The organism is Micromonospora sp. NBC_01405 (genome assembly GCF_045040155.1).
Lineage (GTDB): Bacteria > Actinomycetota > Actinomycetes > Mycobacteriales > Micromonosporaceae > Micromonospora.
Window position 1 is genome coordinate 1,037,056 of the sequence record NZ_CP109532.1, and the last position, 15,633, is coordinate 1,052,688.

The window sequence follows — 15,633 nt, forward strand, 5'->3', positions numbered from 1 at the left end:
CCGCCGTCACCGTGCCGCGCCGGGCGCCGCCGAGATCATCTCATCCGGGACCGCGACCAGGTCCACCCCTTCCGTGGCGGTGACCGTCGCCCGCACCAGGTCGCCGGGGCGCAGCGCTGCCAGGTCCACCCCGCCCTCGGCCGGGGCGACCAGGGTGGTCGAGCCGTCGACCTCGGGGGCCTGGTGCGCCGCCCGGCCCTCGACCACGCCGTCGTCGACCGAGTCGACCAGCACCTCGACCGTGGAGCCGAGCCGCTCCTCGGCGCGCTGCGAGCACAGCTCGTCGGCGAGCGCGCTGAGCCTGTCGTACCGGCGCTTGATGGTGGCGGCGGAGACCTTGCCGGGCAGGCCGGCGGCCTCGGTGCCGTCCTCGTCGCTGTAGTCGAACATGCCGATCGCGTCGAGCCGGGCCTCGGTGAAGAAGCGGACCAGCTCGGCGATGTCGGCGCGGGTCTCGCCGGGGAAGCCGACGATGAAGTTGCTCCGCGCACCGGCCTGTGGGGCCAGGGCGCGGGCGGAGGCCAGCAGCTCCAGAAACCGGTCGGTGGAGCCGAAACGGCGCATCCGGCGCAGCACCGGCTCGCTGGAGTGCTGGAACGACAGGTCGAAGTAGGGCGCGACGCCCGGCGTGCCGGCGATCGCCTCGACCAGCCCGGGCCGGGTCTCGGCGGGCTGGAGGTAGCTCACCCGGACCCGGACGATGCCGGACACGGCGGCGAGCTGCGGCAGCAACTTCTCCAGCGCCCGGGGGTCGCCCAGGTCCTTGCCGTACGACGTCGAGTTCTCGCTGACCAGCACCAGCTCGCGGACGCCGCTGCGGGCCAGCCACTCCGCCTCGGCGAGCAGCTCGTCGGGCGTACGCGAGACGAAGGCCCCCCGGAAGGCCGGGATGGCGCAGAACGCGCAGCGCCGGTCGCAGCCGCTGGCCAGCTTCAACGACGCCACCGGGCCGGTGTCGAGCCGGTGCCGCAGCACCTGGCGCAGGTGAGCCGGGGTGTGCTCGTCGGTCTGCACGGCCGCCCGCGAGGTGCCGTGGCCGGGCAGCGAGACCGCGCTGTCGCGCCGGGCGACCGGGGTCAGCGGCAGCAGCTCACGCCGGTCGCGCGGGGTGTGCGCGTCGATCGCCTCGCCGGCCACGACCGCGTCGAGCCGGGCGGCGATGTCCGGGTAGTCGTCGAAGCTCAGCACCGCCTGCGCCTCGGGGAGGCTGTTGGCCAACTCCCGGCCGTACCGCTCGGCCATGCAGCCGGCGGCGACCACCTTCGCGCCGGTGTCGGCGGCGGCCAGCAGCGTCTGGATCGAGTCCTGCTTGGCCTTCTCCACGAAGCCGCAGGTGTTGACGACCACCACGTCGGCACCCTCGCCGTCGGTGGTCACCTGCCAGCCGTCGGCGTGCAGCCGGGCGGCCAACTCCTCCGAGTCGACCTCGTTACGGGCGCAGCCCAGCGTCAGCAGGGCAACGCGGCGGCCGGTGGCGTCGGACGACGGCTCCAGGTCGCGGCCCGGCGCCGGACGCGCCGAGCTGGAGTTGCCGGACGACGGCTCCAGGTCGCGGCGCGGCGCCGGACGCGCCGAGCTGGAGTTGGCGGAAGGGGAGGTGGCAGACACCATCCGAGGGTACCGGGCGCGCGGAGGCCGCCTGGCAACGGCGGTCGCCACCCTCCGCGTCGACAGCCGGGGATCGGGTGCCGGGCCGCCGTCAGAGCCGGGCCGCCGTCAGAGCCGGGCCGCCCCGACCTGGACCAGGCGGTCGAGCAGGAAGACCTCCGTGCCGGCCAGGCCGGTGGAGCAGAACACCGACATCTGGTCCGCGCCGGTCCGCCCCGGGACCGCCCCGGCCAGCACCGCGCCCAGGTCGGCCAGCCGCCCCGCGTACGGGGGCAGCGCGGCGAGCATCGGCGGGTCGTACGCCATCGCCTGGGCCGGCGAGTCCGTGACCAGGACGTCGGCGGCGTCCAGCAGATCGGTGCCGAACTCGGCCCGGCCGCGCTGCTTGAAGCCGACCGCGTTGACGTGTGCCCACGGGGCGAGGTCGGCGGCGTCCAGCACCGGCGTGGGGCTGGTGGTGGCGATCACCACCACGTCCCGGCCGGTCACGGCGGCCCGGGCCGTGGCCACGGCGCGGGCCGGGACGCCCAGCTCGGCGCGGACCCGGGCGGCGAACGCCTCCCGGCGGGCCGCCGAGCGGCTGTGCACGGTCACCTCGCGCAGCGGGCGCACGGCGGCGGTGGCCCAGACCTGGGTCCACGCCTGCCCGCCCGAGCCGATCACGCCGAGGGTGGCCGCGTCCGGCCGGGCCAGCGCGTCGACCGCCACCCCGCCCAGCCCTCCGGTGCGCCGGGAGCCCAGCTCCTCGCCGACGGCGATCGCCCGTACCGCCCCGGTCCGCCTGTCGTGCAGCACGACGAGCTGCTCGCCCTGCGGGTGACCGAACGTGTCGTACGTGCGGTAGCCGTACCACTCGTCGGTGAGCTGCCCGGCGGTGAGGACCATCCGGCCGCCGCTCAGCGGGGCGGACGCCCGGGGCGGCGCGACCAGCCGGCCGGCGTGGGCGGCGAGCAGGGCGTCCCGCATCGCGGCCACGGTGGTGGACGCGTCGAGGACGGCGGCGACCTCCAGGTCGGAGACGAGCAGAGTCATACCGGCAATACTGGTACTTGAACTCAACTTCATGTCAATCGGCGGGGTGGGCGGGGCATGGTGCTAGCGTCGGGGGCGGTGGCCGAGGCACGACAACGGCCGTTCCGGACGAGGGTGGGCGTACCCGGTGAGGCCAAGACGCCCGCGAGTTGTGCCCACTCGTCCCGGTCCCCGGCGGTCCGGGCCCCCGCAGAGGTGATGTCACATGGCCTGGATCGTGTTGGTGGTCTCCGGACTCCTGGAGACCGCGTGGGCGATCTCACTGGACCGCAGCGTCGGCTTCAGCCGCCCCCTCCCCTCGCTCGTCTTCGCCGTCACGCTGGTGCTCAGCATGCTGGGGCTGGCGTACGCGCTGCGCGAGATCCCGGTCGGCACCGGCTACGTCATCTGGGTCGGCATCGGCGCGGTCGGCACCGCGCTGGTCGGGATGCTGGCGCTGGGCGAGTCGACCAGCCTGCCCCGGATCCTCTGCCTGCTGCTGGTGGTGGCCGGGGTGGTCGGCCTGAAGGTCTTCCACTGACATCGTGGGGTCCCCGCCCCGCCGGCGCGGTCGGTCCCCCCGCCCCGCCGGCGGTCAGTCCCCCGCGCCGCCCAGGCCGGCCAGGACCTCATCGAGCTCGTCCGGCTTGACCAGCACGTCGCGGGCCTTGGAACCCTCCGACGGGCCGACCACGCCCCGGGTCTCCATCAGGTCCATCAGCCGGCCCGCCTTGGCGAAGCCGACCCGCAGCTTGCGCTGGAGCATCGAGGTCGAGCCGAACTGCGAGGTGACCACCAGCTCGACCGCCTGCACCAGCAGGTCGAGGTCGTCGCCGATCTCCTCGTCGACCTTCTTCCTGGTGTCCTGCGCCGGGGCCAGCACGTCCGGGCGGAACTCCGGCTCGCGCTGGTCCTTGCAGAACTTCACCACGTCGGCGATCTCGCGCTCGGTGACCCAGGCGCCCTGGATCCGGACCGGCTTCGACGCGCCCATCGGCAGGAACAGCCCGTCGCCCCGGCCGAGCAGCTTCTCCGCGCCCGGCTGGTCCAGGATGACCCGCGAGTCGGCCAGCGACGAGGTGGCGAACGCCAGCCGGGACGGCACGTTGGCCTTGATCAGGCCGGTCACCACGTCGACCGAGGGGCGCTGGGTGGCCAGCACCAGGTGGATGCCGGCCGCGCGGGCGAGCTGGGTGATCCGGACGACCGAGTCCTCCACGTCGCGGGGGGCGACCATCATCAGGTCCGCCAGCTCGTCGACGATCACCAGCAGGTACGGGTACGGCCGCATCTCCCGCTCGCTGCCCGGCGGGGCTGTGATCTCCCCACTGCGCACCTTGCGGTTGAAGTCGTCGATGTGCCGGACCCCGTTCGCGGCGAGGTCGTCGTAGCGCATGTCCATCTCGCGGACGACCCAGTCCAGCGAGTCGGCCGCCTTCTTCGCGTTGGTCACGATCGGGGTGACCAGATGCGGGATGCCCTCGTAGCCGGTCATCTCGACCCGCTTCGGGTCGATCAGCAACAGCCGCACCTCGTCCGGAGTCGCCCGGGTGAGGATGGACACCAGCAGGGTGTTGAGGCATGAGGATTTCCCGGCCCCGGTGGCGCCCGCGATCAGAATATGGGGCATCTTCGCGAGGTTGGCCACCACGAAGCCGCCCTCGATGTCCTTGCCGAGGGCGACCACCATCGGGTGGTGGTCGCTGGTGGCCACCCGGGAGCGCAGCACGTCGCCGAGGGCCACGTTCTCCGGGTCGGTGTTCGGGATCTCCACGCCGACCGCGCTCTTGCCCGGGATCGGGCTGAGGATCCGCACGTCCGGCGACTTCACCGCGTACGCGATGTTGCGGGAGAGCTGGGTGATCCGCTCGACCTTGACGCCCGGCCCCAGCTCGACCTCGTACCGGGTGACCGTCGGGCCCCGGGTGAAGCCGGTGACCTCGGCGTCCACCCCGAACTGGTCGAACACGCCGGTCAGCGCCGCGATGATCTCGTCGTTGGCCTTGCTCCGGGTCTTCGGCGCCGCGCCGCCGCTGAGGATGTTGGCCGGCGGCAGCGTGTAGTCGCCGGACAGGCCGCTGAGCGCGAGCTGCTCGGCCCGGGTGGGCGCGGGCGAGTGCTCCGGCGGCTCGACCGGCTTGCGGGTGGCGGGCACCCTCGCCGGGGGCTTGCGGGGCAGCACCACCGTCTCCTGGAGGTCGACCCCCTCGTACCCCTCCTCGAAGTCGTCCGGGTCGGGCAGCGGCGGCGCGGCGCGCTTGGCCGGGCGGCGGCGGGCCGGCTTCTTCTCGACCACCTCCACCACCTCGACCTCGACCTCGTCGACGGCCGGCGGCGTGCCGGCCACCGCCCCGGCGAGCATCCCGAGCCGCTCCGGGATCTTGTTGATCGGGGTGGCCGTGACCACCAGCAGGCCGAAGACCAGCAGCAGGAGCAGCAGCGGCACGGCCACCCAGGCCGTCACGGCGCTCTCCAGCAGGTCGCCGACGCCCGCGCCGATCAGGCCGCCGGCGTAGTCACGCTGGACCGAGTCCACCGGGTTCTGTCCGATGTGCAGCATCGCCGCCGTGGCGACCAGCATGGACCCCCAGCCGACCAGGCCCCGGCCGCGGTGCTCCGGGTCGGCCGGCGTGCGCATCAGTCGCCACGCGCCGATCGACAGCAGCACGGGCACGACGACCGAGATCGCCCCGAGGAAGAGCCGGACCGTGTCCGCGAGCCGGGCGCCCAGCGGGCCGGCCCCGGAGAACCAGATGGCCACCGCGCTGAGCAGGGCGAGGCCGAGCAGCAGCAGGCCGCCGCCGTCGCGACGGTGCTCCGGGTCGAGGTCGCGGGCCGAGGCGGCCTGCCGGCCGGCAGCCCGCACCGTCCAGCCGACGCCGTGCGCCAGCCCCATCCACACCGTGCCGATCGCGCGGCCCACATGGTGCGCCGGGCCGGGGCGCGCTGCGGCGGTGCGCCGCCGGGGGGCCGCCTTGGTGGTCTTCTTCGCCGGCTGACGGGCACGACTGTTCGTGGTGCCACGCGGCGACGCGCCGCGTCGCCGGCTCGCCTGAGAGGTACGGCCCGCCATAGAGTCACCGTAATGGCGGGACCCGGCGGATCGCCGCTTATCCGGGTCGTGTCCGCGTGTCGCAGCGTGGACGACGCCCCCGTTGTGTTATTCGCCTCAGAAGGGTTGCCCGATGGCGTCGCCGGAGATCGAGGACGACCCCGACAGCCCCCTGGCCGGGTCTCCGCGGGCGCTGCGGCCGTTGACCGGCGAGCTGATCGCCGCCGTGCTGCACGCCCGGGGGTACGCGGTCTCGGTGGACCCGCAGGGCCGGCTGCTCGGCCGCTGGGACGACAGCCTCATCTGGTTCCTGCGGATGGGCGCCGCCGGTGAGATCCTCCAGGTACGCACCGTCGCCGGGCCGACCTTCCCCATCGAGTACGTGCCGACCCTGCACGCCTTCTGCAACTCCTGGAACCACGACCGCTACTGGCCCAAGGCGTTCGTGCACGTCGACGACGACGGGCGCGCCCTGGTCTGCGGCGAGGTGATCACCGACCTGGAACGCGGGGTGACCCCGCACCAGCTCGACCAGCTGCTCGACTGCGGCATCTCGACCGGCTGCCAGCTCGCCGCCGCCGTCGGGCAGCTGGCGAGCGGGGCACGGCAGTGACCGGGACGGCCGGGCAACCGCGCCCGTGGGACGACCGGCCCGGGGGCCGGGGGGAGGGCCGGCCCCGGGGGCCGGCGGGCGGCGACCAGAGCCCGGCCGAGGCGCTGGCCGCCGCACGGGACCTGCCCGACTCCGAGCCGCGCGCCGCCGAGCTGGAACGGGTCGCCGCCGCCGCCGAGGCGGCCGGCGACCTGCGCACCGGCCTGGACGCCCGGTTCGCGCTGATCGACGCGTACCTGCGGCAGGGTGAGCGGTGGCGGCTGTTCGAGCCGGTCCGGCGCTGCCGGGAGCTCCTCGACCGGGTACCCGGGCCGGCCGGCGAGCGGGGCGTCGAGCTGCGCCGCTACCAGCGTTTCGCGGTGGAGGCGGTGTTCGCCACCCCCCGCATCGGGCTGGACCAGGCCCGGGCCGAGCTGGACGACCTCGCCCGCCGCCCCGGCGGGCCGGGTGACGCGGACGACACGCCGGGCGACCTGGTGGCCGAGCTGCGCTGCCGGCTCGCCGACCACCTCGGCGACGAGCCGGCGGCCCGCCGCTGGTACGACCGCTGGCGCACCGCCCCCGTCGACCCGGCCGCCGGCTGTCCGGGCTGCGCCCCGTCCCGCCGAGCGGAGCTGCTCACCGGCTGGGGCGACTGGGCGGCGGCCCTGACCGAGCTGCGCCCGCTGTTCGACGGGCCGGCGCGGGGCTCGGCGTACTGCACCGACCAGCCCGAGCGGGCGCTGGCCGGGGCGCTGCTGCCGCTGCTGCGCACCGGTGAGCCGGAGCGGGCCGCCCGGGCGCACGTCGAGGCGTACCGGCGGCACCGACGGGAACGGGCGGCCTTCCCGTACCTCGCCGCGCACCTGCGGTTCTGCGCGCTGGGCGGGCACCTGGACCGGGGCCTGGACATCCTCGCCGAGCAGGTGCCCCGGCTGGGCCACCCGGCCGACGACATGGCGACGATGGAGTTCGCCGCCGCCGGGGCGCTGCTGTGCGCCCTCGCGACCGAGGCCGGGCGGGGCGACCGGCGGATTCCCGAGCCGGGCCCCGCCGACCGGGCGGGCGGGGACGTCGACGTGGCCCGGCTCGGCGGGCTGCTGGCCGAGCTGGCGACCGGGCTCGCGGGCAGCTTCGACGCCCGCAACGGCACGGGTCACCAGTCCGGCCGGATCGCCGCCCGACTGGCCGAACGGCCGGTCGCCGACCCGGTCCCGCTGCCCGCCGACGAGGTGGACGGCGACGGCACCGACGCCGGCGACGGCGGCACGGACGGCGACGGCGGATCCGACGGGCTGGCCGACGACGAGCCGGGGGCGCTGACCGTCGCCCTGGTCACGGCCGCCCTGGACCGGCGCGGAGACGCCTGGACGATGCGGACCGGCGGGGCCGTGGTCGGGCGGTGGGACCCGGCGGTGATCGAGTTCCGGCAGGCCGGGGAGCGGGGCGAGATCCTGCACGTACGGGTGCTGGCCACCCGGCGCCTGCCGGCGGACCGGCGCGCCGAGGCGTACGCGTTCTGCAACGCCTGGAACCACGACCGGCTGCTGCCCAAGGCGTACGCGCACGACGACGGCGGGGAGCTGGTGCTGGCCGGCGACGTCACCACCGACCTGGCCCACGGGGTGGCCCCGGCGCAACTCGACGTGCTGGTCACCGCGGCGGTCGCCACCGGCGTGACGTACGCGGAGGCGGTCGCCGCGCTCCCCTGACCCAGGGCCAACGGGCCGACGCCGGCCCACCCCGAGGGGCGGGCCGGCGTCGGGACGCGCGGTGAGGTGTGGGCCGTCAGACCTCGACGACCGTCGGGACGATCATCGGCCGACGCCGGTACTTGTCGTTGACCCAACGCCCGACGGTGCGCCGGACGATCTGCTGGAGCTGGTGCGGGTCGGTGATGCCGTCCGCCGCAGCCCGGTTCAGCGCCTCGGTGACCAGCGGAATAACCGGGTTGAACGCCTCCGGGTCCTCGGAGAAGCCCTTCGCCGAGAGGGTCGGGCCGGCCACCACCTTGCCGGTGACCGAGTCGACCACCACGGTGGTGGCGATGAAGCCGCCGTCGCCGAGGATGCGCCGCTCGGTGAGCAGCGACTCGCTGACGTCGCCGACGGCCAGGCCGTCGACGTAGACGTACCGGCTCTTCACGTGGCCGACCAGGCTGGCGCGGCCCTCGACCAGGTCGACGACGTCGCCGTCCTCGCAGAGCACCACCCGGTCCGGGGCGACCCCGGACTCGATGCCCAGCCGGGCGTGCGCCCGCAGGTGCCGCCACTCGCCGTGCACCGGCATCAGGTTGCTCGGGCGGACCACGTTGAGCAGGTAGAGCAGCTCCCCGGCGGGGGCGTGGCCGGAGACGTGCACCTTCGCCACGTCCTTGTGCACCACCACCGCGCCGGCCCGGGCCAGCCGGTTGATCACCCGGTACACCGAGGTCTCGTTGCCGGGCACCAGCGAGGACGCCAGCACCACCGTGTCGCCGGGGGCGATGGTGATGTGCCGGTGGTCGCCGCTCGCCATCCGGCCCAGCGCGCTCATCGGCTCGCCCTGCGAGCCGGTGGACATCAGCAGAAGCTGCTCGGGCGGCAGCGTGGTCGCCTCCTCGATGCCGACCACGAGGCCCGCCGGGATGTTGAGCAGGCCGAGGTCCCGGGCGATGCCCATGTTGCGGACCATCGAGCGGCCGATCAGCGCGACCTTGCGGCCGTGTTCGGCGGCCGAGTCGAAGACCTGCTGCACCCGGTGCACGTGCGAGGCGAACGAGGCGACGATGATCCGCCCCTTCGCCTTCGCGAAGATCGAGTCGAGCACCGGCCCGATCTCCCGCTCAGGGGTGACGAAGCCGGGGATCTCCGCGTTGGTGGAGTCCGACAGCAGCAGGTCGACGCCCTCGGCGCCGAGCCGGGCGAAGCCGGCCAGGTCGGTGATCCGGCCGTCCAGCGGGAGCTGGTCCATCTTGAAGTCGCCGGTGTGCAGCACCAGGCCGGCCGGGGTGCGGATGGCCACCGCGAGGGCGTCCGGGATCGAGTGGTTGACCGCGAAGAACTCGCACTCGAACGGCCCGAGCCGTTCCCGACCGCCCTCCCGCACGGTCAGCGTGTACGGCTGGATCCGCCGCTCGGCCAGCTTCGCCTCGACCAGGGCGAGGGTGAACTGGGAGCCGACGAGCGGAATGTCAGGCTTGTGGGCGAGCAGGTACGGCACCGCGCCGATGTGGTCCTCGTGGCCATGGGTGAGCACGATCGCCTGCACGTCGGCAAGCCGGTCCAGGATCGGCCCGAAGTCGGGCAGGATCAGGTCCACGCCCGGCTGCTCGACGTCGGGGAAGAGCACCCCGCAGTCGACGATCAGCAGCTTGCCGTCGTACTCGAAGACGGTCATGTTCCGACCGATAGCACCGAGCCCGCCGAGCGGGATGATCCGCAGGCCACCCTCCGGCAGCGGCGGGGGCAGCTCCCCCTCGTTGTGCGCCTCGGTCACGCGTCCACCTCATTCTGCGACGCCGTAACCCGGCGTCCATCGTGTCGTTCGATCATTCGGGGAGCTCCAGACCCGCCGCCGCGCAGTCCGCGCGCAGCTGGGCGATCTCGTCGTCGGTGGCGTCCACCAGCGGGGGTCGTACCGGGCCGGCCGGCAGGCCCTTGGCTGCCAGGCCCGCCTTGACCAGGATGGTGCCCTGGGTACGGAAGATGCCGGTGAACAGGGGCAGCAGCCGCCGGTGCAGCGCGAGCGCGGTGCCGGTGTCGCCCGCGTCGTACGCCTCGATCATCCGCTTCGTCAACACGCCGGTGAAGTGGGTCGAGGTGCCGACCACGCCCACGCAGCCGACCGCCAGGGCGGGCAGGGTGAGCGAGTCCTCGCCACTGTAGTACGCCAGTTCGGTGCGGCTGGTCACCCACGAGGTGGCGGTGAGGTCGCTCTTGGCGTCCTTGACCGCGACGATGCGGCCGTGCTCGGCGAGGCGCACGATGGTCTCGGTGGCGATCGGCACCCCGGCGCGGTGCGGGATGTCGTAGAGCATGATCGGCAGTCCGGTGGCGTCCGCGACCGCGGTGAAGTGCCGGACCAGCCCGCTCTGCGGCGGCTTGTTGTAGTACGGGGTCACCACGAGCAGGCCGTGCGCGCCGGCCTGCTCCGCCGACTGGGCCAGCTCGATGGTGTGCCGGGTGTCGTTGGTGCCGACCCCGGCGACCACCCTGGCCCGGTCGCCGATCGCCTCCGCCACGGCCCGGATCAGACGTTCCTTCTCCACGTCGGTGGTGGTGGGCGACTCGCCGGTGGTGCCGTTGAGCACGAGCGTGTCGTTGCCCTGCTCGTCGACGAGGTGGTTCGCGAGCCGTACGGCGCCGTCGAGGTCGAGGGAGCCGTCGGCGGTGAACGGGGTCACCATGGCCGTAAGCAGTCGACCGAACGGGCGGGACACCGCCCGCTCGGCGGCAACTGGGTGGTCGTGCGTCATGTTCACAACCTAGCGGACGACCACCGGAGGGTCGGCGGGGAAGGGCTCAGGACTCACTCGCCGTGCGGGCTGACCGCGACCTGTGTGCCGTCGGGCAGGGTGGTGACGACGAAGTCGGCGAAGACGCTCGGGGCGACCCCCTGCAGCTGGCGCAGGCACTCCACCGCCAACTCCCGGATCTCCACGTCGGCCTGCTCGGTGGCCCGCATCCCGATGAAGTGCCGCCAGGCCCGGTAGTTGCCGGTGACCACGATCCGGGTCTCGGTGGCGTTGGGCAGCACCGCGCGGGCAGCCTGCCGGGCCTGCTTGCGGCGCAGCGTCGGGTTGGGCTCGTCGGCGAACCGCTCTTCGAGGCCCTCCAGCAGTTCCGTGTACGCCCGCACGCTGGCCTCGGCGGCCTCGACGAACCGCTTGTGCAGCTCCGGGTCCTCGGCGATCGCCCGGGGCTCGACCATGGCGGCGTCCCGCTCCGGGACGTACCGCTGGGAGAGCTGGGAGTACGAGAAGTGCCGGTGCCGGATCAGCTCGTGGGTGAAGGAGCGGGACACGCCGGTGAAGTAGAAACTCACCGAGCCGTGCTCCAACACCGACAGGTGTCCGACCTCAAGAATGTGCGCCAGGTAGCCGGCGTTGGTGGCGGTGGCCGGATTCGGCTTCTTCCAGCTCTGGTAGCAGGCCCGGCCGGCGAACTCGGCGAGCGCCTGGCCGCCGTCGGCGTCGGTCGACCACGGCACGTCGTCCGGGGCCTGGAACTGGGTCCACGCGATCAGCTTGACCTGGGGCTGCACCATCTCCGGCATTCCTGGGACTTTAGTGGCCACGTCGGCGACGGCCCAAGTCGGGCTCCTCCACCGCCACCTGCGGATCGGTCAAATCGGTCGGGCGGCAGGGTGGGCCGGGGCCCGGATGGACCCCAACTGGCGCGGCCTTACCCGGCCCGGGCGCGGATCGACTGGACCCCAGCTGGCGCGGCCTCACCCGGCCCGGCACCTGTGGAGCTGCCCGCACAGACGGGGCACGCGACCGAACGCGGGCCGGGCGCACAAACGGGGCAGCTCCATAGGCACCACGGGAACCACCCCACCGCCGTCGAGGTTCTGGTGTCCGCGAACGGCAGCGATCCGATGCGCCACGACCGAGGCTGCGACCGAGGCCGGGAGCGCGCCGGGACCGGGCCGGAAGCCCGTCAGACGTAGAGGGAGGTGAAGGGGGCCCAGGGAAGGTTGCGGGCCACCGAGAAGACCAGCCAGAGGGCCAGGAACCCGCCGATCAGCTTCGAGCTGATCTGCGGCTCCGGCAGCCGCCAGCCGAACGCCTGCTTCCCGGCCCAAACCACGAAGAGGTACGTCAGGAAGGGCAGCGCGAAGACGAAGAGGAAGTGGTGCCGGGCGGCGGCCGGCACGTCGCCGTGCAACACGTACCAGAGCGCGCGGGTGCCGCCGCAGCCCGGGCAGTCCAGCCCGGTGGTGAGCTTCAGCAGGCAGCTCGGGGCGGCGTCGGGCGCGGCCCGGGTCGGGTCGCTGAGCAGCGCGTACGCCACGCCGAGGCCGACGCAGCCGAGCGCGGCCAGGGGCACCGCCCAGCGGGGCGAGCGGTCGTAGACCCGCATGACGAAGCGGGTCAACCGGTCCGGCTCGGCCATCGGGTACGCCCCCGGCGGCGGCCAGGCGGCATCGGGCTGCTGGCCCGTTGGCCACGCGGCATCGGGCTGCTGGCCCGTTGGCCACGCGACCGGGGCGCCGGCCGGCGCGGACTGTGGGGCAGGTGTGCCCCCGACCTGGGCGTCCGGCCGAGCGGCCGGGCCGTCAACGCTCGTCACGCCGCTCACGGTACACCGGGCCCGCTCCTCAGCGCGGCGGCCAGCGGGCCGGCGAGGTCGCCGGCTGCCGGTGGGGCGACCGCGTCCAGCCCGAGCCAGCCGGCCAGCCGGTACAGCTCGGCGGCCAGGGCGATCGCCGTCTCCCCCGGGTCGACGCCCGGCTCCGCCCAGGCGGCCGGGACCAGCAGCACGCGCGCCCTCCGATCGGCCTTCAGGTCGACCCGGGCGGTGAACCGCTCCCCCTGGAGGAACGGCAGCACGTAGTAGCCGTACACCCGCTGCGGGGCCGGCACGTAGATCTCGATGCGGTAGCTGAGGCCGAACAGCCGCTCGGTGCGGCCACGCTCCCAGACCAGCGGGTCGAACGGGCTGACCAGCGTGTTGCCCCGCGCCCAGCGGGGCAGCCGGGCGGTGGCGTGCAGCCAGGCCGGGTGTCGCCAGCCGCACACTGTCACCGGGGTCAACTCGCCGGCCTCGGCCAGCTCGGCGATCGCCCGCCGGGCACCGGCCACCGGGAGGCGGAAATAGTCGCGCAGCTCCGGCTCGGCGGCCACCCCGAGCGACCGGGCGGCGATCGCGACCAGCGCCCGGTACGCCTCCGCGTCGGTCGGGGTGGGCGCGGCCAGCACCGCCGGGGGCAGCACCCGATCCGGCAGGTCGTAGCGGCGGGCGAAGGACGTGGTGCGGTCGGCGGCGGCCACCTCGCCGGCCCAGAACAGGAACTCCAGGGCCTTCTTCACGGCCGACCAGTTCCACCCCCAGTTGCCGGTCTCGCGGGGGGCGTCGTGCTCGATCTCGGCGGCGGTCAGCGGCCCCCGGGCGGCCACCTCGTCGCGCACCCAGGCGACCAGGCCCGGCTGCTCCCGGGCGATGCGACGCATCCCGCCCCAGGCGTCGTCGTGCGCCCGGGCCATCCGCCAGCGCAGCGCCGGGTGCAGCTCGACCGGGACCAGCGACGCCTCGTGCCCCCAGTACTCGAACAACTCCCGGGGGCTGCGGTAGGCCGCCGCGTCGAGCAGCGCCGTCGGATACGGCCCGAGCCGGCTGTAGAGCGGCAGGTAGTGCGCGCGTTGCAGCACGTTGACCGAGTCCATCTGGATCAGCCCGACCCGGTCGAGCACCCGGCGCAGGTGCCGTCGGGTGAGCGCCCCGGCGGGGGCCGGGTCGGTGAAGCCCTGGGCGGCCAGCGCCACCCGCCGGGCCTGGGCGAGCGAGAGCGATTCCGGTGTGGCCATCGTCGGCACCCTAATCCAGGTGTACGACACCGGTGCGGCTCGCTGGACGACGCGCCCGCCGGGGCATAGAACGGACTCATGCTGATCATCCGCCCCGAGGAGCCGGACGACGCCGAGGCGGTCGCCCGGGTGCACGTGCACGGCTGGCAGGACGGCTACGTCGGGTTCATGCCGGACGAGGTGCTGGACCGGCTCAACGTGACCGCCTGGGCGCAGCGGCGGCGGGACACCGGCACGGCCGACCCGGAGCACCCGTTCACCACCCTGCTGGCCGAGCGGGACGGGACGGTCGTCGGGTTCACCACGTTCGGGCCGTACCGGAACAACCAGGACCGGGCTGACCTGGACCACACCCTCGGCGAGGTGCTGACCATGTACGTCGAGAAGGCGCACTGGGGGGACGGGACGAGCGGGCGGCTGCTGACGGCTGCGAAGGAGCGGCTGGCCGGGCAGGGCTGGAGCGCGTACCGGCTCTGGGTGCTCCGGGACAATCGGCGGGCCCGCCGCTTCTACGAGCGGGCCGGGCTGTCACCGGACGGCGAGCGGACGACCTACCGCGTGCCGCTGGCCGGCGGAACGCCCCCGCTCGGTCTGGTCGAGCTGCGCTACGCCGGGCGCCTCGACGGCTGACCCGGCCGGCGGCGGCCCCCCGGCCGACCCGAGCCCGACCGGCGCGGCCCACCTGCGGACCGGCAGGAACAGCAGCAGGGCCAGGCTGATCCAGACGTAGGTGTTGCTGCCGAGAAAGCCGTCGACGCCGGTGAAGTCCTTCTCCCAGGCCCAGACGATCCGGCTGATCAGGAAGCCGTACCCGATCGCGGCCGCGGCCAGCAGGACCCGGCGCCTGCGGCTGCGAGCGGGGGCTGCCATGCCGTTGTCGACCAGCAGGATCAGCCCCGGCAGCAGCCAGACCAGGTGGTGCACCCAGGTGACGGGGCTGACCAGGCACATCACCGCGCCGGTCAAAGCCAGGCCGGTGGCCTCGTCGCCGGCCGCCACGGCGGCCCGGGACCGCCACGCCCAGACCCCGAGGGTGGCCAGCACCAGCACCGCCCAGGCCAGGCTGCTGGGGTGCTCGGGGTTCAGCCGCGCCACCACGCCGCGCAGCGACTGGTTGGACACGAACGCCAGCTCGCCGACCCGGCCGGTGTTCCACAGCGCCGAGGTCCAGAACTCCCGGGACGCGTCAGGGAAGAGCGCGGCGGCGACCAGGCTGGCCGTGGCGGCGGCGCCGACGGCGGTCAGCGCGGCCCGCCAGCGCCCGGTGACCAGCAGGTAGACGATGAAGATCCCCGGAGTCAGCTTGATCGCGGTGGCCACGCCGATGCCCACCCCGGCCCACCGGTTGCCGGCCGGCAGCAGCCGCAGCAGGTCCACCGCGACCAGGAACAGCAGCAGCATGTTGACCTGGCCGAAGTTGACCGTCTCGCGCATCGGCTCGAACGCGGCGGCCAGCAGGAGCGCCACGGCGAGGGCGTACCAGCGGGTCCAGCCGGAGCGACGGGCGATCGGGTCGACCAGCCACCAGATCAGTACGGCGCTGACCACCACGGACGCGGCCACGCTCACCACGATCGCCGCCGTCCAGGGCAGCACCGCCATCGGCAGCATCGCCAGGGCGGCGAACGGCGGGTAGGTGAAGCCGTACTGGGTGCCGGGCTTCAGGAAGTCGTAGATCTCCCCGCCGTCGTGCACCCAGAAGTTCAGCGCGCCGTAGTAGACCTTGAGGTCGAAGAAGCCGTGCCGCACGGCCGCCATCGACAGGAACAGAGCCACCACGACGGCGAGGCAGCAGACGACGATGACCTGCCCGGTCCTTCGTTCGGCACCCTGCGCCACCATCGTCTCCCCCGCCCTGCG

At 74.1% G+C, this 15,633-nt stretch carries 13 protein-coding genes and 1 riboswitch; of the genes, 4 read left to right on the forward strand and 9 right to left on the reverse strand.

The genetic code is table 11. The annotated features are described in order from the left end of the window. Positions 1-6 precede the first annotated feature (6 nt). Together rimO and OG559_RS03785 are read right to left on the reverse strand one after the other, a co-directional pair. Positions 7-1,611: a 30S ribosomal protein S12 methylthiotransferase RimO gene (gene rimO / locus OG559_RS03780; RefSeq protein ID WP_405112468.1), complete on the reverse strand. Its 1,605-nt coding sequence runs from the start codon at positions 1,609-1,611 to the stop codon at positions 7-9. A gap of 105 nt (positions 1,612-1,716) precedes the next feature. Further along, positions 1,717-2,640 (reverse strand): ornithine cyclodeaminase family protein, encoded by a 924-nt coding sequence (locus tag OG559_RS03785; protein ID WP_405112471.1) that lies wholly within the window; start codon positions 2,638-2,640, stop codon positions 1,717-1,719. Between the two features lie 75 nt (positions 2,641-2,715). Continuing rightward, positions 2,716-2,788, forward strand: a riboswitch (guanidine-III (ykkC-III) riboswitch). A 57-nt stretch (positions 2,789-2,845) separates the two neighbouring features. Between OG559_RS03785 and OG559_RS03790 the strand changes: the two genes are divergently transcribed. Further along, positions 2,846-3,160, forward strand: coding sequence for a DMT family transporter (locus OG559_RS03790; RefSeq protein WP_405112474.1), 315 nt, complete (start codon positions 2,846-2,848; stop codon positions 3,158-3,160). 54 nt (positions 3,161-3,214) lie between these two features. Here the strand turns inward: OG559_RS03790 and OG559_RS03795 are convergent, their stop codons facing one another. Continuing rightward, positions 3,215-5,692, reverse strand: coding sequence for a DNA translocase FtsK 4TM domain-containing protein (locus OG559_RS03795; RefSeq protein ID WP_405112477.1), 2,478 nt, complete (start codon positions 5,690-5,692; stop codon positions 3,215-3,217). Positions 5,693-5,804: 112 nt separating this feature from the next. Here OG559_RS03795 and OG559_RS03800 point away from each other — a divergent pair, with 112 nt between their 5' ends. Together OG559_RS03800 and OG559_RS03805 are read left to right on the forward strand one after the other, a co-directional pair. Continuing rightward, positions 5,805-6,284 carry a YbjN domain-containing protein gene (locus OG559_RS03800; RefSeq protein WP_405112480.1) on the forward strand — a complete coding sequence of 160 codons (480 nt, stop codon included), beginning with the start codon at positions 5,805-5,807 and terminating at the stop codon, positions 6,282-6,284. After that, complete coding sequence (locus OG559_RS03805; RefSeq protein ID WP_405112482.1) at positions 6,281-7,975, forward strand: YbjN domain-containing protein; 1,695 nt, start codon at positions 6,281-6,283, stop codon at positions 7,973-7,975. The genes OG559_RS03800 and OG559_RS03805 overlap by 4 nt, the downstream gene beginning before the upstream one ends. Positions 7,976-8,051: 76 nt before the next feature. On the opposite strand, the gene OG559_RS03810 is transcribed toward OG559_RS03805, so the two are convergent. From OG559_RS03810 to OG559_RS03830, 5 genes are all read right to left on the reverse strand, one after another. Then, the gene (locus OG559_RS03810; RefSeq protein WP_405112485.1) at positions 8,052-9,740 is read right to left on the reverse strand and encodes a ribonuclease J; all 1,689 of its coding nucleotides are present in this window, start codon (positions 9,738-9,740) and stop codon (positions 8,052-8,054) included. A 52-nt stretch (positions 9,741-9,792) separates the two neighbouring features. Further along, a complete protein-coding gene (gene dapA / locus OG559_RS03815) occupies positions 9,793-10,719 on the reverse strand; it encodes a 4-hydroxy-tetrahydrodipicolinate synthase (protein WP_405112488.1) in 927 nt (308 codons plus the stop codon). A gap of 53 nt (positions 10,720-10,772) precedes the next feature. Next, positions 10,773-11,510 carry an FAD-dependent thymidylate synthase gene (gene thyX / locus OG559_RS03820; RefSeq protein WP_405116359.1) on the reverse strand — a complete coding sequence of 246 codons (738 nt, stop codon included), beginning with the start codon at positions 11,508-11,510 and terminating at the stop codon, positions 10,773-10,775. A 395-nt stretch (positions 11,511-11,905) separates the two neighbouring features. Then, complete coding sequence (locus OG559_RS03825) at positions 11,906-12,547, reverse strand: DUF2752 domain-containing protein (protein ID WP_405112491.1); 642 nt, start codon at positions 12,545-12,547, stop codon at positions 11,906-11,908. Continuing rightward, positions 12,544-13,773: a winged helix-turn-helix domain-containing protein gene (locus OG559_RS03830; RefSeq protein ID WP_405112494.1), complete on the reverse strand. Its 1,230-nt coding sequence runs from the start codon at positions 13,771-13,773 to the stop codon at positions 12,544-12,546. The genes OG559_RS03825 and OG559_RS03830 overlap by 4 nt, the downstream gene beginning before the upstream one ends. Before the next feature lie 78 nt (positions 13,774-13,851). Between OG559_RS03830 and OG559_RS03835 the strand changes: the two genes are divergently transcribed. Then, on the forward strand, positions 13,852-14,403 hold the full coding sequence (locus tag OG559_RS03835) for a GNAT family N-acetyltransferase (RefSeq protein WP_405112497.1): 552 nt from the start codon (positions 13,852-13,854) through the stop codon (positions 14,401-14,403). Here the strand turns inward: OG559_RS03835 and OG559_RS03840 are convergent. Further along, positions 14,302-15,612, reverse strand: a complete 1,311-nt coding sequence (locus OG559_RS03840) for a glycosyltransferase 87 family protein (protein WP_405116362.1) — start codon at positions 15,610-15,612, stop codon at positions 14,302-14,304. The genes OG559_RS03835 and OG559_RS03840 overlap by 102 nt on opposite strands. Between the last annotated feature and the right edge of the window lie 21 nt (positions 15,613-15,633).

Coding starts and splice junctions, on each gene's coding strand:
- OG559_RS03795 (WP_405112477.1), bottom strand. CDS start 5,692: ATGGCGGGCCGTACCTCTCAGGCGAGCCGGCGACGCGGCGCGTCGCCG.
- OG559_RS03835 (WP_405112497.1), top strand. CDS start 13,852: ATGCTGATCATCCGCCCCGAGGAGCCGGACGACGCCGAGGCGGTCGCC.
- dapA (WP_405112488.1), bottom strand. CDS start 10,719: ATGACGCACGACCACCCAGTTGCCGCCGAGCGGGCGGTGTCCCGCCCG.
- rimO (WP_405112468.1), bottom strand. CDS start 1,611: ATGGTGTCTGCCACCTCCCCTTCCGCCAACTCCAGCTCGGCGCGTCCG.
- OG559_RS03790 (WP_405112474.1), top strand. CDS start 2,846: ATGGCCTGGATCGTGTTGGTGGTCTCCGGACTCCTGGAGACCGCGTGG.
- OG559_RS03800 (WP_405112480.1), top strand. CDS start 5,805: ATGGCGTCGCCGGAGATCGAGGACGACCCCGACAGCCCCCTGGCCGGG.
- OG559_RS03830 (WP_405112494.1), bottom strand. CDS start 13,773: ATGGCCACACCGGAATCGCTCTCGCTCGCCCAGGCCCGGCGGGTGGCG.
- thyX (WP_405116359.1), bottom strand. CDS start 11,510: ATGGTGCAGCCCCAGGTCAAGCTGATCGCGTGGACCCAGTTCCAGGCC.
- OG559_RS03785 (WP_405112471.1), bottom strand. CDS start 2,640: ATGACTCTGCTCGTCTCCGACCTGGAGGTCGCCGCCGTCCTCGACGCG.